The organism is Paenibacillus sp. J22P90, from assembly GCF_059692195.1.
Genome location: NZ_JCAUAY010000001.1, coordinates 493,931 through 518,135, shown reverse-complemented (window position 1 = coordinate 518,135; position 24,205 = coordinate 493,931). Strand labels below are relative to the sequence as shown.

The window sequence follows — 24,205 nt, the reverse complement described above, 5'->3', positions numbered from 1 at the left end:
CCCATTTATCCCATCTGATAAGGCGACGCTTTCAATCGAAATGTCTTAGTTTCTCTAGGAGCGATTGCCCCCGCGCTATCGTTACGGATTGCCTCTTCAAGCCCACGCGTCGGGTAGCTAGAGAACGGCTCCAAGCCAATATTGTAATGCTGTCCAAACCAAGGATACCCTTCGGTTGCCCCGTACTCCTGCCAGTACCATAAGTACGGCATCTCAGTTCCGTCCCATTCCACATGCATGCCCATGCCGATATCATTGTTCTCAACCCTATACCACGCTTGCTCTCCAAAGCCTGTCAGGTACATCATCTCCGACGGCGTTCCCTTAGCCGGAAGTTCAGAGAAATCCCTCACATCCCCCGATGCTGCGGCGACATCCGGCCATTCATATGTCACTCCTGTGCGTGAATCCGTCATGACTTTCACATTATCTGGTACAGTGATCCTGCACCCTGGTGCCAGGAACGGTTTACCAAAAGCGATATGCTGCCCCCACATGTATCGCAACGGAACGTCGCTCAAATTCTCTAGCTGCTCCTCGATAAGGAGAGAAGAAGATCCACTTTCTAATGTTAGGGTTTTGATTAGCTGACAAGGAAGCTTCTTCGTCTTGACGCGGAATTGAACAGATATACGTTCAGGCGTATCTTCCATGATGCTATACTCCCAAGGCATGTGGGCCACTTCTCCATGCTGTCCAAACTGTGCGCCAAGATACGTACTTGTCGGACCGCCGTTGGGGAAAACCTCCTGCCATCCGCCTGGATAGTAGTCAATAAAGGTAGAAATCGGATCAGGCGATGTCGGCAAATACGCACTCGGATTTTGCACACCGTTTTCGGTTAGCCACATAAAATCAAGATCCTTCGGCTTATATAGAAACTCGAACATCTCCGTGCCTTTATCCACCAAAATGGATATCCTCACCAATTCATTTTCTAATACAATTGTTCGCATATCGAAATAGCGATATTGATCATGAACCCGGCATCCGTAATTTCGTTGAGATCTATAACTAGACAACGTGCTTCCCCCTTTACGCTTACCCCTTCAAGAAAAATGGATACAGCGTCATACCACCATCGACAAATAATGTGACTCCGGTGACATAACTTGCTTCCTCTGAAGCTAGCCATGCAGCAGCTGATGCAATCTGCTTCGGTTCACCTATACGGTTCATTGGAATGAGTGAACGTACAACATCATTTTGCTCGGGGTCGGACAGAATATGCTCATTCATAGGTGTAGCAATGGCGCCTGGCGCGATCGTATTGACGCGAATACCGTGTGGGGCATATTCGAGTGCAAGCGTCTCGGTCAACAATCTTAATCCACCTTTACTTGAGGCATAATGAACGTGGAAAGGCTTAGGAATTTTTTGATGGACACTCGACACATTAATGATATTCCCTTGAATGTTATTTGCCAGCATATACTTGATGGCTTCACGACAACCAACGAAAGCGCCCGTTAAGTTCGTATCCATGACTTTGTGCCAATCTTCCAAACTTAACTCGTGGGAGGGAACTGTCGTTTGAATCCCCGCATTATTAACAAGAACGTCAAGGCTTCCGAATGTCTCGACGGCCGTGTCAATGAGGCGTATGATCTCATCCTCTTTACTTACATCAGCACGAACAGCAATTGCCTCTCCTCCGGCCATCTTCACTTCTTCCACCACAGCCTCGGCTTTCGCAGAATCGTGATGATAGTTGACGACAACCTTCATCTTCTCCTGACCAAATCGAACTGCAATTCCGCGTCCAATCCCTTTGGAAGCACCCGTAATCACCGCTACTTTTCCACTCAGATCCGTAAACATTCGATTTCCTCCCAACTGTTATTCGTTATTTACGATGGAAAGCGCTGCCTTCATATAGCCTAATGCATACGCCATTCCTGCATGCCAAGGTGCTTTACACGTCATCTGCGGTGTATGATCTGGAATGAAAACACCATCAAACTTATTTTTCTTAAAAATACGCAGCGCCTTGATCATATCGATATCGCCTTCATCCACGAATACTTCCTGATAGTTCGGCACTTTGCCGATGACATTGCGAAAATGTACGTATCCGATCGCATTTTGCTTGCTGTACTGGTCAATCGCTTCATAGACATTACCATCAGTCATTTCCTGTATTGTCCCCATACAGAATTCCAAAGCATTGCTATGGCTAGGAACGATATCAAGCAGCTTTTGATACAAATGAGGCTGATTCACCAAGCGACCATATCCGCGGATCGTTGGCATCGGAGGATCATCTGGATGAGCGGCCAATCTTACACCGGCTTCTTCTGCTACGGGAATGAGTTCTTTAAGGAATCGCTCTAATCTCTCCCAAAGCTCAGCTGAGGAAATTGGAGGTATGAAACCTTTTGGCGCATTAAAATCATACGTCATATTCCAAATCTGCCCGTTCGGAATCGGCGTTTCCTCTGGACCTTCTTGGAGGTTGAAAGTTGCAGTAACGGCTCCTCCGCGTGCCACTGGACGATTCACATGTCCCCAAACACCAGCGATACTGAAATTGTATCCAATGATCGGAATTCCAGCTTTTCCTACGTTGCGAATGATCATCTTCAAGTTTTCGATCTGTGCCTTTCGCGTCGGGCCATCCATAAGTATATCGTACCAATCCGCAGGACTGAAATTTTCGATCGCCTCGAACTCTAATCCTTCTTCGTTCATCGATTTCTTTAATGCGATCAGGCTTTCATAAGACCAGACATCATCGTTCGGTCTTGCTATTCCCATGTTACGGTCTTTATCCGTAGAAGGCAAACCTTCGACACCATTATAGTAATCCACCAAATGAGCAACGATATGAGTACATCCAGCTTGTTTGGCAAATTGAAAATTTTCTTTCGTTAATCGATCGCGATATAATCCAAGACCTAGCTTCATGAGAACGCCCCTCTTTTTAAAATGAAATCAATAAGTCCTTTATAGAATCCCAAAAGTTTTAAAAGCTTCCGTACATAGCATGCCGTCCTGTAAGGCTTTCCTTACCAAGTTCTCACCTTCGACCTTTTCCAGTGATTTCACAATCACTTCCTCCTCAATAGCTTGAGGAATAAACACAATACCGTCGATATCCGCAAACACATAATCCCCAGGATGGATGCGTACGCCGTCGATCTCAATCGGTTCTTGGTAGTTGATTAGATTTACTCGCCCCTTCGAATCTGTTGGTACCTGACCTCTTGCGGCCAAAGGAAATTTCATCTCCAAAATTTTAGCCGTATCACGGTTCAAACCATCAACGATTGCGCCTCTGCCGCCGCGTGCCCGGCATGCTGTTGAGATTAATTCGCCCCAGAATGCAGCCTCATCAGGTGCCCCTGTTGAAACGACAAACACTTCCCCAAGTGAAACCGCGTCGATCGCTTCCATTTGCAATTTGTAAGGCTCCTCTGGGATGTTAAATACTTTGGTAGCTTGTGCGGTGAATGAACGTCCGCTAATCTTCAAATTAGGATCAATCAAGCGTAGTCCTGCACCGAAAGTTTGATTGCGATAGCCTAAATCATCCAAAATATCGCCAATAACCGCCGAATATAATTTTTGCTCCAAAAAATCGAAATCGTATCCTGCAATGGAAGTCGCTTTAGTATTGTTCATGTTTTTATCTCCTCTATCAATGTAGTTAAAATGTGAAATGTGAAATTTCAGTTTAGTTTAAATAGAAAGGGAACTCGTTATAAGCCCCCTCCATTTTCACTTAAGTGATCAATCATATTGATCTTACTATTCCGAATGTGCTCTTCAAGCTTTGCACAGGCATCTTGTAAATCGTAACGCTTTATTGCCTGTACAATCGCAATGTGTTCGTCATGCCCCGAATAAGAACGTTCATAGCTTTGAAAGAAATAGATCCTTGCAGCATGCAGAAAACTGTTAATGGACCTATACTGCTCCAGCATACGCTGATTGTCCACAGCCTGAACAATTTCATGATGGAATCTAACATCCAATTCAAGAAAATTTTCAAAAGGAAAGGGCTCTACAGTCAATGTCTCTTTACAACTTTCAAGGATTTCTTCAAGTGTACCAGCAAGTTTCTGCGCTTTCAACTCCGTAAGATGAGACACACACCACAGCTCAATCATTAAGCGAATTTCAGAAACCTCTTCGATATCCGAAATATTTAAACTAGCGACAAATGTCCCAGACCGAGGCTTTACTTCCATTAGACCTTCAAGAACCAGACGATTGACCGCATCCTTCAGTGGTGTTCGACTGATGTTCATTTTTTGTGATAAGTCGTTCATATCTAATCTTTGCCCACCAACAAACTCACGATTTAAAATCTTTTTCTTAAGTAAATGATATACTTTCTCTGAAAGTTCAGTATGCTCTAATTCGTACATACGCTCCCCCCTTTCACACTAGCAGGGCAATCTGAAATTTCAGATTTCAGTTATATCATACCCTCTTCCGTAGATAAATTCAAGTAGGTTCGGCTAAAAAATGTATTTTGTACTTATGTAAAATAAAGAAATAAAGTCCTTTGGTTTTGAGTTCGTTCGATCATCGAAATCGAAGGTTTTCACCCCTACGCCCCAGTTCCTAATGGTCTAGCAACAATTGATTTTATAATTTTCTCTATAAAACGATAATCTTGCTACACGATATTGTTCAGATACTTTGTTTCTCTAATCAGTGTTTCTTAGTAGTATGGATTTCTCAATCTTAATTCTTGTATGGCTGGGGCAATATGTCCATGAACACCTTTTTTAGTACTCTGGGTACATGCCGCCTCCCCAGCTTTTACAACACAACTACCTTACCCGATATTCTTGAGGGGTTATAGAATAATACTTCTTAAATACTTTAATAAAATAATTTGGATTTTGATAACCTAACTGTAAGGCAACCTCATATATTTTTAATGAATTATCCATAAGTAGAGAAACTGCCTTTTCCATTTTTAATCGAGTTATGTAGTCACTTACATTTCCACCTGTTTCCATTTTGTATACTCGAGAAACATGTACAGGATGCATGTACAAATGATTAGCTATCGCCTGTAAAGAAACATCCTCGCCTAAATTCTTTTTTACAAACGTCTGTATTTTTTCAACAATATTCTCATGATCATTTTTAGTTTCATTCTCCAAACATTTTTTTAGTATTTCAAGGGTTTGAAATGCCCAATTTTGTATAGTGAATATTGTATGGCATGGGATCAGCCCAGCCGAGTCCGCAAGTTTTGGTCCAATCATATCTGATAATTCACGTCCATTTTTATGAGCAAAAGTGCTAAATGCTGCATAAATATAAAAATAAACCTCAATTAAATATTCATTTGATTCCTTCCATTTCCCATTAAGTTCAGCAATAATATTTTGTATCTTAAGTTCAGCAGCATTCCAATCTCCAGATTCCAATAAGTGAACTAACAAGGGGGGTTCGTATAAGGTTTGCAGAGATTGTATGGACAACTGCTCCATTTCGTTGCTTACAGTGATGAATAATTCTTTCTGGTTTCCTAATTGTCTACGAATAGAGGTTAACACACTCTGGTATATTCGATTAATATCGTAAGGAAATCCCCCCCATTTACTGACTAAAACTGAGACGCTCCCTTTTAAATGCCGTTTTATATTTAACTGTAAGTTTGAAGCAAGCATCTGGAGTTGCTCCTCCATCGATCTCAAGTAATCAAAAGAGCTATCGAGTCCCCCACTATTTTCATTTTTAATTGTTACCAAAAACACTAGGTAACCATGCATATCTTTACACTGCCATAATGTAAAATAATCCTCAAATATTTCCTCAGCCATATTGCCAATGGCATACTCCATTAAAGACAAGCTATATACATCCATCTCAGAGAACTGATCTTCCAAACGAACAAACATGCAGGCAATTGTTTGTTTGTTAAACACCTTTATATTCAACATTTCCAGTTTTTGCGATAAAAGACTGTCAGAAAACTTTTTTCCTTGCAGAAGATCGTTTAATACTTCCCCTCGTAATTTGGGAAGGTGTTCCTGCAATGTACGCATTGCATTTTGATATACTTTCTTCTCTTCCCATTCTTTGTGCAGGATCTCAACAACTTCTTTTACCTTTAACATAACTTCTTTATCACTAACCGGTTTAAGTAGATAGCCATAAATATGATGCTGTATCGCTTTTTGAGCGTAAGAAAAGTCGGCATGTCCCGAAAGCAGAATACATTTTGTTTTTTTCCATTTGCTGCGCACCAACTCCAGCAATTCTAATCCGTTCATGCCAGGCATACGAATATCAGTTATCAAAATATCGATAGAATTAGTTTTTAGAATTTCCAGAGCTTCATAACCCGAATATGCTTTAAACACAGTCGTTATTCCTATGTCTTGCCATGGAAGGGTATCCGCTAAACTGTCAACAACACCAGCTTCGTCATCAACCACAAGCAGTTCAAACATATTACATACCCTACCTTTCTGTAACTCTTACCTATTGTCAATCACCATGAGACTCATTATTCTCCCAAATCAGTTCAACACGCAACCCACCCAAGGGCGATTGAGAAAAATACAGCCCTGATTTCCCTTGATATAAACCACTTAATCTTTGATGTACATTCCAAGTTCCACAACCAATTTCGCTCGAAAGAGGTAACATAATTTTTCTTTGTAATTCAACTATTTCATCAGGTGTCATCCCTTTTCCATTATCCTCGACGATAACGAAATTCATACCATTTGATGAACTACAAGTGATGTTGACCAAGCCAAAATGCGGACTTTCTTCGACACCATAAATAATTGCATTTTCAACAATTGGTTGTATTAATAATCTTGGTATAATCAAGTCTAGCATATACTCAGGAATCTCTATTTCATAATGAAACCGGGGAATACGTAAATTTTGAATGATTAAATAATTTTCCACTAGCTCCATTTCCTTTTTTATTGTCGTCATTGCACTTTCAGATCGGGTAGTATATCGATAGTATTCGCCTAAATTCAATGCCATAGCAATTACAGCTTCTTTTTGCTCTAAATTAGCCATGTTTTTTATATAGAATAAACAATTGTATAAGAAATGAGGATTTATTTGTGACTGTAAATGCTTCAAAGTTGCTTCTCTTGAGCGTAGTTTTTCACTATAAACATTTTCAATAAGTTCTTGGATTTGGTCAGCCATTTCGTTGAAGCTAACATATAAGTAACCAAATTCATTATTGGGTTGCTCTTTGAGTCTCGTTGAGAATCGACCTTCTTTAATCATCTTGACCCCTCGTTGTAATAAAAGAATCGGCTTATGGACATTTCTGTATAACAGTAGGGTGGCTATTACACTCATAAATAAAAGCGAAACAACTGATGTATAAAATAAAATACTGCTCGTTGTAATCGGGGATAAAATACTTTCTAGAGGTACAAAGTCGACTAAATACCAGCCTAATCCATCCGATTTATTAAAATTAACCAAATATTTTTGTTTGTCGATTTTAACAATTTGACTTCCGTTATTACTCATTTTGCCAAGTTCCAACTGAGATACAATTCGCTGTACTAGCTGTTGATTAGCCGTCTGGTTTAATATTGGCTCAAAGCCTTGGTGATAAAAGAACGGTTCACCGTCTCCCCCTCTTTTCAATTGATTTAACATATTCCGAAGATTGTCATCTGTAAACCTAACCTCAATCAGTACATTGGGTAGGTCAGACTCTCTAATTCTTGAGAAGAACGATTGTATCTCACCATATAACTTTATTCTACGATATGACCACTTTTGCAATTCTACATTCTTCAAATAACTATCGTCGTATGCTACTGAAAAGTCAGTTGAAATAACTTCTCTATAATCCTGCAAGTGCAAAATAATTTGATTATTCCACCCATTGGTTGCGACCTGAAGATTAAGCATTTCACCAAGTACTAGTTTTTTTTGAAATTGAACTGGTGGAGGATCCACATCGCGTTTTTCCATGTAATCTTTTAGAACATTGTTTCTACTGACAATAACGGAAAATTTGGTTAGTTGCTCAACTGAATAATCGATTTGACTTAAAAAGAATAAAAGTCTATTCTGATTTCCATTGTCAATGGTTTCCCTAACCACTTTGATACTTGTTATATATGAATACCCATACAACAAAATTATAGGGATTAATAATGCAGCTACCAAAGTAATAATTTTACCAAGTATATTCATTCTGATTTTCATTAGATGATATCCCCTCTATGAAAGTGTTGCTACATATCATTGTTTCCAAACAGAGGAAAAAGTAAAAGAAAATCACACAACCCTCGGAAATCCGAGGGTATAGAGTTTGTTCGTTATTCTGATTTTACAATATTCATTGCTGCTTTCATATATCCTAAAGCATAAGCCATCCCAGCGTGTCACGGAGCATTGCATGTCATTTGGGTCCTTTGCCTATCACATTCCGAAAATGAACATAGGTGATGCTGTTCTGTTTGCAATATACCACACACAACACCATCGAGATCTCCAAAAATTGAATCCCCTGGCTCTACCCAAGTCCCATTGATTTCAATGTTGCACCAATAATCCGCAACCTCCGTTCTAACTGATGAATCTTGTGCATACCTCCCATAACTGAAAACGGGCCAATTCTGTTCTAATACCTGAGGCGTATCCCTGTGAAATCCATTGATTACTTGCACCAGCTGCCCCACATCGGCGGGCTGTAGCCGTCAAAATATCGCCCCAATAAGCACAGCGCATTTCACCACCGCTAGCCAAATAAATTTCATTCTTTTGCAGTTGGTCAAGCGCTTCTGTCAGTAATCCGAATGGTTCCCGTTGGGTGCCATATACATCAATCATCAGACAGGCATAGCTCTACCAACTAACTATCTGAGTTTCGAATAGATTGCATCCATTATGGAAGAAATTGATGATAACGACCCATTTCATCCAATATATCCCCAACAACTGGTGTATAGAGCTCCTTTTTAATCAGTTCAATCAATTCGTCGTCATTGTTCCATTCTCTCATTGGTATATCTCCTCAAATAACCCTTTGTATTCAGTTATCCTTTGACAGCACCAGCTGCAAGGCCATTCACAATATACCGTTGTGAAATCAAAGCAATGATTAATATAGGAAGAGTGATAATAGTGGCAGCTGACATCAATCCCCCCCAATTAACACTACCGGTCGAAATGAAATTAAAAACAGCTACTGGAAGTGTTTTTGTTTTATCACCAGCCAAAATCATAGAAAACATAAAATTGTTCCACGAGAAAATAATTGACATCAACGAAGCAGTGATGACACCTGCCCCTGAAATTGGCAGCACTATGGTTAGAAATACTTTGAATTTGCTGCAGCCATCGATTTGCGCTGCTTCTTCAATCTCTAGTGGTAAGGCCTCAAAAAAGGAGATCATTATCCATGCGATAAAAGGAAGACAAACTAGCATATGACTAAGGATTAATGCTAAATAAGTATCTAGCAAATGAATCTTATTGAACAAAATAAACCAAGGAATTAAGAATGTAATCCCCGGAATAATTCTTGCAACCAAAATAATTAGACCATACATCTCCAATCGATACCTGGCTATTGCATATGCCGCAGGCAGGCCAAGCAGCAAAGAACCAAGGGTTGCACCGACTGCAACAACGAAACTATTCATAATAAATTCAATAAACTCGTATTCTTTAAACACGGCAATATAGTTCTGAAAAGTAGGTTTAAAAATAAAAAGATTGTCAGTTGATAAAATTTGCACCTGACTTTTAAAGGATGCCAAGATCATCCAAACAAATGGAAATGCAAAAAGAATTACAACGAACCACGCTGTCAGAAATACCATCTTATTATTCTTTTTCTTCATTTATTAAACCTCCAACCGCTTACGTAACCAAATCAGTGCTATTGTAAGCACGAGTACTATTAAAAAGAAAATGATAAGCAATGAAGAAGCTAGCCCTAACTTGAAATATTGAAAACCAAGCACATAACCATAAAGATTCAATGTTTCTGAAGATGTGCCAGGCCCCCCTTTTGTCGTTGCATAAATCGTATCAAATGCTTTAAGAACATCGATAAGGCGTAGCATAACAGCAACCATAATGGTAGGACGTAATAGAGGCAGCGTTATATAAAATAGCTTTTGCCTTGAAGAAGCCCCGTCCACATCAGCGGCCTCATAGGGTTCATGGGGCAACGTTGACAAACCAGCCATAACTATCAAACTGATCATTGGGGTCCATTGCCATATATCAATAATAGCCAACGATGGAATGACAAGATTCACATTTCCTAACCAAGACAGTTGTTGAAAGCCGAATAGTTTTAAAAAACTATTCGCAACACCGATGGTTGGTTCATAAATTAGAAGCCATACTAATCCCATAGCAACAGGTGTCGCAACCATAGGTAACAAAAATAGAGTTTTGGCAAAGCCTTTCCCCAAAAATTCCTTATGTAATAATAGAGCGATTGCGATGCCTAAGACCGTCTCTACGACTAACGATACACCCGTATAATAAAATGTAGATGTGACTGACTGCCAAAACCGTTCGTCTAATAGTAGTTGTTTATAGTTCGCTAACCCTACCCAGATTGGCGGATTCGCTGCTGACATACCCCACTCATAAAAACTTATCCTCAGTGTATAGATGATAGGAAAAGCCATCATAACGAGGACAAATAACACAGCAGGCATTGTAAAAACCCATTTAATATTTTTATCCAACCAGCCTATACGCATAATCATTCACTCTTCCTATCCAGTTTGACCGATGATCCTATTGCCTGCAAGTGGCTGAATTGTTCTATCAGGCAATAGGTCATCATTATTATATTTCTACTAAATTACTTAGAATTTTCTTTATTGATAATAGTTTGAAGTTCTGAGTTAGCTTTTTCTGCCGCTGTTTTTATATCCTCGCCTGTCATTGCTTTGACGACAATATTACCTACAACGTCACGAGCCTCTCCTACATTTATGACCATAGGGCGATCATGACCGACGCCAATTTTATTGGATTGTTCCATAACCGATACTAGATCTGCCGGAAATGCCTTTTTCCCTTCTGGGTTTTCCCATACGGAATTACGTACGCCTGTATTTCCTTTAATTTGTGCCTTTAAGCTAATTTCTTTACTCGTTGCCCATTGAATGAAGGCCCATGCTGCATCCTTGTTAGTGGATTGGCTATTCATTGCTAATCCAGCAATTGCGGCAGCATAAGGTTTTGGACCCGCAGCCCCGGCAGGAAATACAGCAAAACCAACTTTGTCGTAAACTAGTGATTTCTCTTTATCTAAAGCATTAGAAGAAATGGAAGTTCCATCCGTGTAGAATACAGCTTTACCTTGCGAAAAAATACCCATCGCTTGTGGCCATGACATATTTAAAACCCCGGGAGGACCGTAATTTTTTAATAGACCCACATATCTGTTAAAGCCTTTCAACGATTCCGGCGAATTGACAACTGCTTTACCATCCTTAATAAAATCTCCTCCCTCTGAGTACAAGTAGGAAGAAACTTGTGTAACCAGCGAGTTTCTTTCACCTCTAGCTACGAATCCATACAGTCCATTGTTTGGATCATGTAGTTTTTTGGCAGAGGCTTCAAGCTCGTCTAAAGTTTTCGGTACTGGTATGCCCGCTTTTTCCAACAAATCTTTACGGTAATAAAGAATTTCTTGATCCGCAGCAATCGGAATAGATGTGATCGTATCTTCTACAGTGGTAGACGCAATAGCGGATTTCGAGATATCATTGAAATCATAGGCAGGATCCTGATTAACGTATTTATTTAGCGGTTCCACCCATTTGTTTTTATAGAATTGCTTCGCATCATTTAAAGGACGACTAAAAAACACATCGGGTGATGAAGAGTTTGCTGTAAGCTGGACGGTCATTTTTTGAGTTAACTGCCCTTCTTCAAAACTTTGCAGATCCACTTTGATGCCTGTTTTTGATTCAAATTCTGGCAACAGAGGCTTCACCGCTTCTAACCATGGCACATTTCCCATATAGACTGAAATCTTTTTTCCTGACAAAGACTTGTCCTTGTCAAGTGGGGCTTTACTGTTTGCCTGGGGAGTACTATTTCCACCGCATCCAGATAACAAACTGCCCATCAGGATAGTTCCAAGCCCAACTGCAGTCCATTGCTTCATTTTTAAATTCATTAAGATTATCCTCCTCAGATTTTTTTCAGTACTTAGAACAAGAACTAAAGAAATATTAACAAGTAATCCACCTAATTCAAATGGCAAGATATTAATTTAATGCTATTAATTTAACATGAATTCGGAAAGTGAATAAGTCTATGTTCAACGAGATTTCAGACTTACCCTGGAATAAGATGGGATTATCCAATCTTCTAAACTGTATGATAATGTATGGAAGATGTGATTCTGCATACTCTACCTTCAGTAGCTTAATATTGTTAGTAGGACTATCCATCATAGGATGTTCTTTAACTAATCCACTAAACCAGCACTTTAGAAATCGTATACAGATGTTTACTAAATAGGGTGACAAACCTTTAATGTACTAATTTCTGCGAATAACTCCATGGCACTTCGTTTTGTCATATGCCAAGTAACTAACATTGGAGCTAATTATTGATGTTGCTACCTCTTTTTTGTAGCGATTATCTGAAAAATTTATTTACAACCAATTACCAAAGTTATTGAATTGAACATAGTATTCCTTTTTTGTCCGTGACTTAACATTTTTCTGCTTCTTTAATACTAACGAACTAGTCAAATCAGGAGATACAAACCGGCTTAGCCCGGCAGTCGTTTAGGATCGACCGTCGCCCAGAAATGATCCGCATACGAAGTTAAATCCTTCATATACAGGTATAACATTCCCTCTGCCGTGTACCAGGCTTTTTTATTTTCATAATTGAAGGAATGATACTCTTCGAATTCATGCTGATGCCTACTGACCACAGCGGGCGATGATTCAAGGCGCGATCCATCCCACTGAAGATCCACAAGCTGTCAGCGGTTCTCTTTCCGCGATAGTATCTTTACTTACAATACGTTTCAACAAGTGGGCAGCTGCTGTCCTCGCGAGTCCACCTTCTCAGCATCCCTTGTAAAGCACTCGCATGTTCACTTGGCGCACATAACGAAGCAAGCAGGATGCCCTCCATAATTTGATGTCCAGCAACGCGATCACTCATGTCTTCACGCGCAATTTCACGCCCGCGAACCATATCCATCGCTGCACCTTTAACGAGAATTGGCTCATAGAAGACATACACCCATTCCCAAACATGAGAGCTCTCAGGATCCCTTACACACCAGGGCGTATCACCCAGCAGATACATAATGAACGGAACATCTCGAATCATCGTTTTCCCATATCCAGCCGTATAAGCATAATCCTCATGCTGGATGAAAGATCCATCCTCATAGAAGCCGTCGCCATCTGTTACATATTTGAAATACTATGCTCACCCTGATGACCGTCTGTTACATCACTCAAACCATCTCGTGCTTTCATCAGCTTGTCCGCGACATCTGTCACCATGCCGATTAGCGTCAGAGCCAAGCACCGCCAAACGCGGTTAGCACCCCAATATTCGTAGCCTTTACCGGCTAAGTTAGGACAATAATAATCAAAAACAGCTGTCCAATCATTGCGTTGCTTCGGCCTCAAATCCTCGTACATCAGATTCATAATCGCCCCTAGCTCTAAGGGGAGGCCAATTTCTAAGCCATACCAGCCTTGATCTTGGCGACCGACATAGAATCGATTGGCGTGCAGCCAATCCAGGGCATAAAGAATGTCAGCTCTCAGCACATGATTGCCATAATGCGCCCCGCCATAAGTGCGGTAAGCAAGCGCCATGGCCCGGACTCTAGCGTAGGTACGTGTGATAATGTTATTATCTGTTGTGCTCGCTAAATCCGACCATAAGTAATCAAGCCGATCTTGTTTATTCATCGTATCCCAGAAGCCCAATTGCTGCTCGTTGCTCACCACTTCATGAATAGCTCTAACTTTAAACTTAATCTGAATATCGTTACAATCATAGGATTGACTCCCTGTCACCCAATCCAGCCATTTCCCTCTCATTATTGCAAAAAGTAAATTGGTGTCATTCGGCATAATGATTACTCTCCTATTACCCTTAATCTTCCAAGAATTCGATAAGCAGCATCAGTGCAAGTCCTTGGCCATACAACGTGGGGTAACAGGTTAAGTTGCTATAATCTTCAATGGTTGCCATGATCGGTGTGCCGCCTGATACTTGAGTAACTTCCCCTTCTACACTCAGTTTGCTAATGATTCCATAAAAGCCACGTTCTGCATATACAATATAGGATGAATGTAACAAGCCTAGTCGAACTGCCATAGCAATACCTTTTGCAATACCTGCGCTGCCTGAGCTTTCTTGGTAATAATCTGGATAATCCATCACCGTGTGCCACAAGCCATTATCACTTTGGTACCCAACTAGCCCATCGATGAGCGTTTGATATGGTTTCGTCAAAGAAGACGTATCTATACCTGCTCGTTTCGCTTCTTGAATGATTGCCGGTGTGCCAATCACAATCCATGAATTGCCTCGCGTCCATCTCGCCGCAGACATATGATCCCCCGTCCCGCAATTGTACCCGTGGAACAATACGCCGGTCTGCTGATCCTGCAACACCTCATAATGAAGCTCCAACTGTCGTACAGCTTCCTTCACATAGTCCACGTTGCCGGTAATTCGCGTTAACCGCGCAAGGAACAGCACCCCCATGAAAATCGTGTCTGCCCATACTTGCTCCCGCAGCTTCTCATTCGTGCTGACAGTATTGACGGTATGCTGAAGCGCCCCGGCTTGCGTCCGCGCCGCTTCCTTCATTAACCAATCGCCATGAATGATCGCTTCATTCAAGTAAAATTCATCTTTCGTTTTCTCATAAATGGCGGGGAAAATCGCATAGGGAGCTGTCGCATTGACAGCAAGTATATCTTTACGTTTATGCTTATTCCCTTCTATCCAACGAGCCAATGTGTGGCGTCATAATTCCTGAGAAAAATGGATTAAAAACCTTTGATTTATCATGGACCATTTTCATATTTACTGAGAAAATAGAAGGGGCTATCATTGCTGGAAGGCTGCTTTTTTCATAATTATTGCGAAAAACCGCGTATGGTCTTATACATTATTTATACATAAAATGAATAAGGTTTTTAATTTCCCTTGCACTGCTCTAAACAAAAAAAAGTACTTAAGCTATGACTAATTAGTCAAAGGTTTAAGTACTTTTTATTCTCATAAATCAGATCTTTTAGCATAACAAACTTCTAAAATTTTTGAATTCAATATTAAGAAAATAAACTGTAATTCTACTAAATGTGGTTCATGTTAAAATTCCTAATATATCATTTTCAGCATAATTATCTAGAAATAGTTAGTAGCGTTTTCAGAGTCTATCTTCTCTAAAATACTATACTGATTATGGAGAATTAATTTTTCGTTTGTTGTCAAATTCCATTTCACATAATCACCTCATCGTGACGGGAAATACTGCAAATATAACAGATCACAATGTAACTGCAACTGGAAGGTATGTGAGATTGTATATTACAAATCCTCAAACAGAAACCACTTATAGATGTGCAAGAATACGGAAATTGCCTTGTGGGATGAAGGACGGAAGCTGGCTTTCCAGCACAAGCAGACAGCTATGGTGCTTTATATGCCATAGCGATTTGGCCGATTGCAGGTGACGAGATAAGGTTCAAGGATTTGAGTTGGATCATTTAGGCAGTGGTTGGTTTTCGTCTGGGTTACACTATTCAACTAATGACATGATAAACAGGGTCAAATTTAATAATGATTTACATCGGCCAATTGGACTTGATATTCAAACGAATAGAGATGGTTCCTGGAATGCTGATCAGAAAGCACAACTTATAGATCTCAAGTACTCAATAAATGGTAATGCGGCTTTGAATGCAACCGCAACTGCAAGTTCAACTGGTGTCTCGGGCTATGAACCAGCTAAAGCAGTCGATGAGAAATCGAATACTTTCTGGACATCGGCTGGGGGAGAGACTCACTGGCTACAGATTGACCTTGGTCAATCCTACAACATTTCGAGATATGTGATTGAACATGGAGGTTTATATGCATCATTTGGAACACAGTCGCTCAATACCAGGGATTTTAAATTTCAAGTAAGCAGTGATGGAACGAACTTTACAGATGTGGATATTGTGACGGGAAATACTGCAAATATAACAGATCACAATGTAACTGCAACTGGAAGGTATGTGAGATTGTATATTACAAATCCTCAAACAGAAACCACTTATAGATGTGCAAGGATACTCGAGTTTAGAGTGTATGGGACTGCTACGACTACGACTAGCACCACTCAGAACGGATGGTGGAAATTCGATGAAACTTCTGGTACCACGGCAGCCGATTCCTCTGGAAATGGAAATTCGGCTAATGTATCTGGAGCGACATGGGCAACCGGTAAAATTAATAACTCGTTGAATTTCAACGGAACGAGTGATTACGCCCTAATCAATAATTATCCGAAACCGACTACTACGGCGACTTATACGGCATGGGTATTTGCTAATTCACGAAACACTTGGGGGACGATCCTCAAAAACTGGGGAATGAGTTCCGTGGGGCAGATACATTTGGGCTTGTTTGGGACGAGCGGGGATTTGGATGTATTTATGACGCAATCCAACGGCACTACCGTCGAAGTGAGAGAAGGTGCATCCAATCCAATACCGACGGGCAGTTGGCAACATGTCGCTGTGGTGGCTGACGGGTCGAATATAAAGCTATATCGGAACGGCACGATGGTCGGAAGCGCCCCTTATGACGGAACATTAAAAACAAGCTTGAACCCGCTAGGAATAGGCGCAAAACTTAATGACGCAGGAACAGGACCTGCCAGCTCTAGTGCAGGTTATTGGAACGGATATTTGGACGATGTTAAAGTATATAATTGGGCACTCAGCGCAGCAGATATTTTAACTCTTTCAAAGTACGGGGAGAATCCGACTAAGGGCTGGTGGAAATTCGATGAAACTTCTGCTACCACGGCAGCCGATTCTTCTGGAAATGGAAATTCGGCTAATGTATCTGGAGCGACATGGGCAACCGGTAAAATCAATAACTCGCTGAGTTTCAACGGAACGAATAATTACGCAATAATCAATAATTATCCGAAACCGACTACTACGGCTACTTATACGGCATGGGTATATGCAAATTCACGAAATACTTGGGGGACGATCCTCAAAGACTGGGGAATGAGTTCCGTGGGACAGATACATCTGGGCTTGTTTGGGACGAGCGGGAATTTGGATGTATTTATGACGCAATCCAACGGCACTACCGTCGAAGTGAAAGAGGGTGCATCCAATCCAATACCGACGGGCAGTTGGCAACATGTCGCCGTGGTAGCCGACGGGTCGAATATAAAGCTATATCGGAACGGCACGATGGTCGGAAGCGCCCCTTATGGCGGAACATTAAAAACAAGCTTGAACCCACTAGGCATAGGCGCAAAACTTAATGATGCGGGGACAGGACCAGCCAGTTCAAGTGCCGGTTACTGGAATGGTTATCTGGATGATATTCGGATCTATGACCGTGCTTTAAGCGATATCGAGATAGCTAATTTAGCTAAGTAAACCTGAAAGAAAAATTGAAATAAACTGATTTTTTTAGACAATCTTAATCTAGCCTTTTGACCGTGGTCTGACCCGCCCCCTATTGTTTGTTTCATTAGATGGAAATACTAGTTGTATGCTTATGATGTTTTTGGAGACATTTTGTCTTTTGGGGGCGGGCATATTGTATTTGAAACTTTATGAAAATGAATGCGCAGAACGTGGAGTCTATAAGGAAAATATTTTAAGTACCCAGACGAGAAACTTGACAAACATTAGCTGGTTTTGTGCTTTTTTTAACACTTAATAAACACAGGGCTGTCTAGAAAGTCAGTTTTTATTGACTTTCTAGACAGCCCTGTGTTTGTCGATTCTTAGGATAAAATACAATGTTAGATAGTATTATTTCACTATATTATCCTATAACATCAACGTATATTGCAATGTTTCAGGCTCTACGCCAAAAGCAGATCTTGACCCTCCACTGTAGCATTGGTCCAACGGCAGCGATGCTAATTATGTTTTCTGCTTGCCAATTGCACATCGTCTTCAATGCACTTCTCATCTGTATGATTCTAGTTGAGATATTGACCAATTTCAGTACACAGAAAACCGCTCAAATATAATTCATTTGGAGTTGTCTAATAAATAAGACATTCATCTGAAAAAGACCACCAATTTGGCGGTCTGCATACACAGTTAGAAGCTAACTCTTCTTAATTCACCTGATCAGCTCTCTCTTCAAAAATGATGCGAATATGAAGTATTGCTTTTGCTGCCACAACCACTTGAAGATCGTTGTTATGAATGTCCGTTAAGCTCGTTTTATATTGTTCCAGCGTATCTGACACAAAGGCGGCTTCGATTTGTCGGTTCGGGAAATGAAGATGTGCGTTCACTTCCTGATCCCTGCAATTGTTAAGGCGAACTACAATACCTTGTCCTTCCTCTGCTGGTTTCACATCGAACACTTGAACACCATTTCCGCAAACTTCCAAAAATTGACCTACTTCTTCTACTTTACAATCGACAACGGGCGTTGCTAGTACTGGAGATACGGCTTGGGTAGAAGTCATCATCACAGCAGCAGGATCAAATGTTTGGTAGGTATTCAAATAATACGTGAATGAGGAAAACCCTGGTTGTCTGGCTCTATAGTTGGTGTCCCAATAATTATTCATCGGCCAGGCCAATAGTAGTGGTTTCTCATTTTTGGAAATATTTCGCTTCTCTTTAGCAAAATTAAAGTCCCCCACCTGTACAAGCGGCGCATCAGGACAACTTAACGAAACACCATAATGTCCATCGTAAACCGATACGCTTTTATCTAACGTGACATAGTCTCTGCACACACCCGGCAACTGCTGCTCATCCAATTCCACTAGCTGACCGGCAGTATCATAATGACAGCGCCATGCATTCAGATTTAACGGAAATGCAAAATATGTCCCTTCAGGCGTCGTAATGTCCTGCTTATAGAAAGAGGCTTTCATCTCAATCCCTTGTTTGTAATTAAAAAAAGTAAATCTTTGTTCAAACTGTTCCACACCTGGTGCGTCCCAACTCATAATTAAAGTCGCGCAATTCGCGCTTCTCTCAATGCGATAAGAATTCATGCGCGTATACGACTGTCTCTTAGCCTTCCAATCATGATTCCATTGGGTGATGCTGTTATTTCCTTTTTCAACATCTCTCGGGAAAATTGCGCTTCGATTGTTAGAATGATGGATCGTATCAACCGTTTCTTGCACATATTGAAATAACGTCCAAGGGCTGGAGTGGTCGAGTACTTCCCAGTCAAGCTTTTTATCATACAAACTCGTAATCCGTCCCGTTATAGGATCCCATTTGCAAACATGGAATGGCGTTTCTATCTTTCCTTCCCGTACCGTAATCTCCCTGAGCCACGGCCCCTCGCCGTTTGTTCCTATCATGCCTTGATCAATCTGAATCTCCTCTGACCATTGTACCTCTTGCAGCGCATGAAACGGAATTTTACGCCAGCTAAACGGAGGCAATTGGATCACGCCATAGCTCGTTCCCGCATGATAGGCGTCGAGATTCATAAGCGCTTGACGCATGCGATCGGCACTAAGGTGCCTTCCGGATGTTTTGAAACTGGCAGGAACTTTAATGTCATGATCAACGGTAACCGAGGTTGGGTTAACCAGCATAATCCCTTGCGGTTCTTCCGATTGGAGCGGATTGTTCGCAAGCTTCTCCAAATGATGATTTAATGCATATGCTGTTAAACTGTTCGCCATATTAGCATAATGAGCCTTATGTGCCCATTGAATATCTACACTTAATTGATTGGGTTCAGATATCGAGTTATGAGCACCCCACGTGTGTTCATCATACAAAAGGATTTGATTCCAGGCTTCGCTTTTTGTTTCGATAAAAGTACTGTCTTCTTCCCGTTGAAAAGCATCAAGCAGTTCGACCGCTTTCATACCTTGCTTCGTACGGCGATTTAACATCGTTTCCTTGGCAGAACTTGCCGCGCCAAAGTTCCAGTAGTCCGTCCAGTCGCCAGCATGGACAGGCAGCTGCGATGCATGTTCTCGCACCCTTGCATATAACTGCTCAGGTGTCACGAATTTGATCTTAATCCCTCGATCTTCTTCATTCCAGGTTTTAAGTAAGCCAGCTAGTTCACGATCGGGGGGATTATTGTCGTATAGCGGCAAATTCGTTGCAGTCAAATAAACAAAGTCGAATGGATACTCCGGATTCGCATCAATTTTTAGTAAATATTTCGAAAGTCCTTGGGACATGATGTCCGTATTATTGGCATTGACATTGCAGATTTGACTGAATAATGAATAATGCTCGCCATTGAAAGTAAGCAACTTTCTGCGATCAGGTGCTTCCCAGTGGAAAGCATTCGGCCTATTAAACGGAACACCACCAAAGTGGTTATTGATACCCATCACGAAGAACTCTATGCCAGCATCAAGCAGCAATTGACTATAAGACCAAGGTTGGCCGTTAATATCATGATGAATGGCGGTTTTCATCTCGATTTCGAATTGACTTCTCAAATGGCGAACCGGAAATAGCATCTTTGCAATCTCTTCAGCCGTACAGAGCGGCGTCGAATGCATATAGGAGGCAGAAATGCTCATTTGACCGTTATGCAAAAAATGTTTGAACCGTTCGACTTGACTGGACTTCGCATTTTCCAGCCAACGCAATACGGGATAGCTTGACTCGCAGGTCCAACGGAATCGATTGATCTCGGCCCAGTCAGCTGTTTGTTCACAAAGATCTAACGCTTGATCAATATAATTCTTCTGAATTTTCAGCAATATAGGCTGAGCATGCGTATAGCCAACATCCATATGGCTATGGTGCAGAACCAACACTTCTTTAATTTTCGTCATAAATTTCGTCCTCCCCTAACCTTTCAAAGAACCAGAAGTTATTCCTTCCACGAATTGCCGCTGCAGAGCTATATATAAGATAATAACCGGCAATGAGGCTATGAACATCATGGAAAACATTTGCCCCCAATTCACTGAGAATTGACCGATGACGCGATAAATTCCCGCTGTGATCGTTGTGCCCTTAACAGGTCCAATAATAATTAACGGATTCATAAAATCGTTCCAAACCCATAAGCCAATGAAAATGGTAACACTCGCGGTGCATGGACCCAGCAAAGGGAAGATGATTCCCCAAAAGGTTCGGAGTGTACTCGATCCATCGATGGATGCCGCTTCATCAAGCTCTCGAGGTATCGTTCGAATGAAACCTGAGTACATGAAAATCCCAAAAGGTACATAATACCCCATATAAAATACGATGAGCCCGATCTTCGTACTCATTAAATGAAATCCGACTAGTACTTTAACGACGGGAATGAGTATAATCGATGTGGGTACCATGAGGCCGAACAGGAAAAAGATAAGCAGGAATCTTGTCCACTTGCTATCATTTCGAACAATATAATAAGCCACCATCGAAGAGGACAGGACAACAACCACTATCGATATTACCGTAATGACAATACTATTCCACATGCTCGTGTAAATCAGGTGATCAGGCCTGCCTAGTACGCCTTTTAAATTCTCTAAAGTTACATTCGTTGGAAAGCTTAATGGATTGGCAACGACCTTATCACTTTTCTTGAAAATATTGACTAGCACAAGGTACAAGGGAAGAAAGAATACGAATGTCACGCAAATCGTAAACAACTTATGTGTTCTTGCAAACCATCCGGATAACATGTTAGTATTCAACCTCCCTGCGTTTCAATAGCGTGACGACAATAGCGGAAATAGTGCCAATTAACAAAAACAGAACAACAGACATGCTTGAAGCATATCCCATTTGATTTTCCACAAATCCTGTATTGATAATTTTCAACGAAATGGTTTCAGTCGTTGTACCCGGTCCACCATTTGTCAAGACAACAACATGATCGAACACCTTAAAACTGGAGATTAAAAGCATGACAGTATTGATTGTAATCCCTGGAGCAAGCAGTGGAAAAGTGATGTGTTTAAACTTTTGCCAACGATTGCTCCCATCTATGGTAGCGGCTTCATATAGGTCGCTCGGAATGCTCTGCAGCGCTGCCAAGAAAACAACCGTACAAAAACCCATGGATTGCCATACAATAACGGCTATGATGGAATAAATAACAACATTTGTATTCGCAAGCCAACTCGTCCCATCAAGACCAATATAGCCCAGTATTTTGTTTAATACGCCATCATCAGTAAGAATAATAGACCATATAAAACCAACAACCACGGGGCTTAATACTTGTGGGGTGAAAAAGATTGTTCTTGCTGTGTTGTAAATCCAGCCTTTAAAGTTCACTAATAGAGCTGAAAGTAAGCCCAATAAATTCGAGGCAATTGTCACGATGAAAGCAATCAGGCAAGTAACGACGATAGCATGACCGAACAAGTTGTCTTTCATCAAATCCAAATAATTAGCAGCACCAACCCATTTAAAACTTGGATACAACGGATTAAAATTTGTGAAACTGTAGTAAAAGCAAAGAATGATCGGAAGTATGACGAAAACTAAGTAAATAATCAGACCATGAGATACAAAGAGAAAAAAATTCGAAATTTTCTTGTTGTTCAGTGTCTCCACACCCCTCAGATTTAAAGAATAAGGAGAAGAGAAATTCCCCCTTCTCCTTATTTCGCATCTATTTGTTTAGTTCATCTCTTTATTTGGTACGTGCAGCGATTTCATCCCATTTTTTATCCAAGGCCGCCAATTCGGAATCTACGGACTTGCCAAGAATGATGTTCTGAGCGGATTTGTTAATTTCATCCGTCATACCGGCAATCATGGCTGCGTCGCCGCCTTCCCATCCGAATGGATTGACTTTCTTGCCTTGATTACTGATATCAATGACTTTTTGGAACAATGGTGAATATTTATAATCTACTTTCTGTCCTTCTAGCGGAATTAACGCATCAGATTTAACTGCTTCAACGACATTCGCTGGATCCGTCACAAATTCTGTTGCAAACATCTGCGCCTCTACTGGGAATTTCGTAGAAGCACTAACAGAAGCAGGACCTCCTACATTATACGGAATAATAACAGATCCATCTTCGGTAGGTATCGGAAATGCCCCAACTTCGATATCTTTCTGCCCATCAGCAGCAGCTACGAACCAGGATCCCATAGGATACATCGCGCCTTTGCCTTTTAGAAATGCGTCTTGCAGTTGAGAATAGCTGATGCTTAATCCATCTTCATTGAAAGATTTCGAATCGTACAGGCTCTTCCACTTCGTTACAGCGTTTTTAAATAACGGATCGGAGAACTTCACTTCGCCTTTTTTGCGTTTGCTGACCCAGTCAGGTACCTTGCCATAGACATCTGCACTGATAATGCCATCCAGCATGAATGTTGTTGACCAAGGATCTTTAGCGCCACCATACAGCAATGGCGTTACGCCGGATTTTTTAAGCTTTGCAGTAACGTCCACGAATTCCGACCAAGTTTTCGGTTCAGTCGCACCTGCGGTTTCAAACATTTTTTTGTTATAGTAAATGTAAGAGATCGTTTGCGCGCCCCAAGCAAGCTGATAAACCTTTCCGTCAATTGCTTGCTTGTCTGCGCCTGGCACTTTTTTAACGTACTGATCATCGAATGCCATGATCGATTTTGAGGCAAGGAAATCTTGTGGTGATATAGACATTAAGACATCTGGGAATTGACCAGTAGCAAGCAACTGCTTTGCATACTTCGTACGGTCGGCATCTGGGGATACGATTTTGTTAATTTTTATATTAGGATGTTTGTCCGTAAATCTCTTGATCGCAGCATCCCAAAACTGTGCTGTCAAGTTAGGTGTTTCGAATACCAGCACATTGAGTTCGGCCTTCTTCTCTTGAGCAGCTGGAGTCGAGGCCGCTGCTGATGGAACTGTTGATGCAGCGGTTGTTGCATTCGACGCTTCATTGGTCGTTTTGCCGCATCCAGCGATAGTCATTGAGACGATTAAAGATAGACCTACAATTAAATTCTTTTTCACTTCAATACCCCCTGTTAAGTAATTAGCTTTACAATTACAAGTATAAATTCATTCAATAGATGTAAAAAGTACTGAAATTAATGTTCGACTATAT

Annotated in this window: 21 protein-coding genes; 1 reads left to right on the top strand and 20 read right to left on the bottom strand. The window is 41.0% G+C overall.

The window, feature by feature from the left end; all coding sequences use genetic code 11:
* Window positions 1-5: 5 nt before the first annotated feature.
* The 16 genes from AC58UX_RS01990 to AC58UX_RS01915 form a co-directional block, all read right to left on the bottom strand.
* On the bottom strand, window positions 6-1,022 hold the full coding sequence (locus AC58UX_RS01990) for an aldose 1-epimerase (RefSeq protein WP_497249199.1): 1,017 nt from the start codon (window positions 1,020-1,022) through the stop codon (window positions 6-8).
* Between the two features lie 19 nt (window positions 1,023-1,041).
* Window positions 1,042-1,821, bottom strand: a complete 780-nt coding sequence (locus AC58UX_RS01985; protein WP_497249197.1) for a glucose 1-dehydrogenase — start codon at window positions 1,819-1,821, stop codon at window positions 1,042-1,044.
* A gap of 18 nt (window positions 1,822-1,839) precedes the next feature.
* The gene (locus AC58UX_RS01980) at window positions 1,840-2,907 is read right to left on the bottom strand and encodes a mannonate dehydratase (protein ID WP_497249195.1); all 1,068 of its coding nucleotides are present in this window, start codon (window positions 2,905-2,907) and stop codon (window positions 1,840-1,842) included.
* A gap of 39 nt (window positions 2,908-2,946) precedes the next feature.
* Window positions 2,947-3,624 (bottom strand): RraA family protein, encoded by a 678-nt coding sequence (locus AC58UX_RS01975; protein ID WP_497249193.1) that lies wholly within the window; start codon window positions 3,622-3,624, stop codon window positions 2,947-2,949.
* Window positions 3,625-3,701: 77 nt separating this feature from the next.
* Window positions 3,702-4,373, bottom strand: a complete 672-nt coding sequence (locus tag AC58UX_RS01970) for a GntR family transcriptional regulator (protein ID WP_497249191.1) — start codon at window positions 4,371-4,373, stop codon at window positions 3,702-3,704.
* A gap of 411 nt (window positions 4,374-4,784) precedes the next feature.
* Entirely contained in the window at window positions 4,785-6,422 is a 1,638-nt protein-coding gene (locus tag AC58UX_RS01965) for a response regulator transcription factor (protein WP_497249189.1), read from the bottom strand.
* A 37-nt stretch (window positions 6,423-6,459) separates the two neighbouring features.
* The gene (locus AC58UX_RS01960; protein ID WP_497249187.1) at window positions 6,460-8,172 is read right to left on the bottom strand and encodes a sensor histidine kinase; all 1,713 of its coding nucleotides are present in this window, start codon (window positions 8,170-8,172) and stop codon (window positions 6,460-6,462) included.
* 179 nt (window positions 8,173-8,351) lie between these two features.
* Window positions 8,352-8,636: an RraA family protein gene (locus tag AC58UX_RS01955; RefSeq protein ID WP_497249185.1), complete on the bottom strand. Its 285-nt coding sequence runs from the start codon at window positions 8,634-8,636 to the stop codon at window positions 8,352-8,354.
* Window positions 8,536-8,799 (bottom strand): hypothetical protein, encoded by a 264-nt coding sequence (locus AC58UX_RS01950; protein ID WP_497250074.1) that lies wholly within the window; start codon window positions 8,797-8,799, stop codon window positions 8,536-8,538. Before AC58UX_RS01950 ends, AC58UX_RS01955 begins: the two co-directional genes overlap by 101 nt.
* Window positions 8,800-9,005: 206 nt before the next feature.
* Window positions 9,006-9,815, bottom strand: a complete 810-nt coding sequence (locus AC58UX_RS01945; protein WP_497249183.1) for a carbohydrate ABC transporter permease — start codon at window positions 9,813-9,815, stop codon at window positions 9,006-9,008.
* A 3-nt stretch (window positions 9,816-9,818) separates the two neighbouring features.
* Window positions 9,819-10,679 carry a carbohydrate ABC transporter permease gene (locus AC58UX_RS01940; protein WP_497249181.1) on the bottom strand — a complete coding sequence of 287 codons (861 nt, stop codon included), beginning with the start codon at window positions 10,677-10,679 and terminating at the stop codon, window positions 9,819-9,821.
* Window positions 10,680-10,798: 119 nt separating this feature from the next.
* Window positions 10,799-12,127 carry an ABC transporter substrate-binding protein gene (locus AC58UX_RS01935; protein ID WP_497249179.1) on the bottom strand — a complete coding sequence of 443 codons (1,329 nt, stop codon included), beginning with the start codon at window positions 12,125-12,127 and terminating at the stop codon, window positions 10,799-10,801.
* Window positions 12,128-12,730: 603 nt separating this feature from the next.
* Window positions 12,731-12,943, bottom strand: a complete 213-nt coding sequence (locus tag AC58UX_RS01930; protein WP_497249177.1) for a polysaccharide lyase family 8 super-sandwich domain-containing protein — start codon at window positions 12,941-12,943, stop codon at window positions 12,731-12,733.
* A 35-nt stretch (window positions 12,944-12,978) separates the two neighbouring features.
* Window positions 12,979-13,350 (bottom strand): hypothetical protein, encoded by a 372-nt coding sequence (locus AC58UX_RS01925; protein ID WP_497250028.1) that lies wholly within the window; start codon window positions 13,348-13,350, stop codon window positions 12,979-12,981.
* Between the two features lie 35 nt (window positions 13,351-13,385).
* A complete protein-coding gene (locus AC58UX_RS01920) occupies window positions 13,386-14,066 on the bottom strand; it encodes a hypothetical protein (RefSeq protein ID WP_497249175.1) in 681 nt (226 codons plus the stop codon).
* A 22-nt stretch (window positions 14,067-14,088) separates the two neighbouring features.
* Entirely contained in the window at window positions 14,089-14,961 is an 873-nt protein-coding gene (locus tag AC58UX_RS01915) for a glycoside hydrolase family 88 protein (RefSeq protein WP_497249173.1), read from the bottom strand.
* 803 nt (window positions 14,962-15,764) lie between these two features.
* Between AC58UX_RS01915 and AC58UX_RS01910 the strand changes: the two genes are divergently transcribed.
* Window positions 15,765-17,618 carry a LamG-like jellyroll fold domain-containing protein gene (locus AC58UX_RS01910; RefSeq protein ID WP_497249171.1) on the top strand — a complete coding sequence of 618 codons (1,854 nt, stop codon included), beginning with the start codon at window positions 15,765-15,767 and terminating at the stop codon, window positions 17,616-17,618.
* A gap of 695 nt (window positions 17,619-18,313) precedes the next feature.
* Here AC58UX_RS01910 and AC58UX_RS01905 read toward each other — a convergent pair.
* From AC58UX_RS01905 to AC58UX_RS01890, 4 genes are all read right to left on the bottom strand, one after another.
* The gene (locus AC58UX_RS01905; RefSeq protein WP_497249169.1) at window positions 18,314-20,983 is read right to left on the bottom strand and encodes a glycoside hydrolase family 38 N-terminal domain-containing protein; all 2,670 of its coding nucleotides are present in this window, start codon (window positions 20,981-20,983) and stop codon (window positions 18,314-18,316) included.
* Window positions 20,984-20,998: 15 nt separating this feature from the next.
* A complete protein-coding gene (locus tag AC58UX_RS01900; protein ID WP_497249167.1) occupies window positions 20,999-21,829 on the bottom strand; it encodes a carbohydrate ABC transporter permease in 831 nt (276 codons plus the stop codon).
* A gap of 1 nt (window position 21,830) precedes the next feature.
* A complete protein-coding gene (locus AC58UX_RS01895) occupies window positions 21,831-22,529 on the bottom strand; it encodes a carbohydrate ABC transporter permease (RefSeq protein WP_497249165.1) in 699 nt (232 codons plus the stop codon).
* A gap of 259 nt (window positions 22,530-22,788) precedes the next feature.
* A complete protein-coding gene (locus tag AC58UX_RS01890) occupies window positions 22,789-24,111 on the bottom strand; it encodes an ABC transporter substrate-binding protein (protein WP_497249163.1) in 1,323 nt (440 codons plus the stop codon).
* Window positions 24,112-24,205 lie beyond the last annotated feature (94 nt).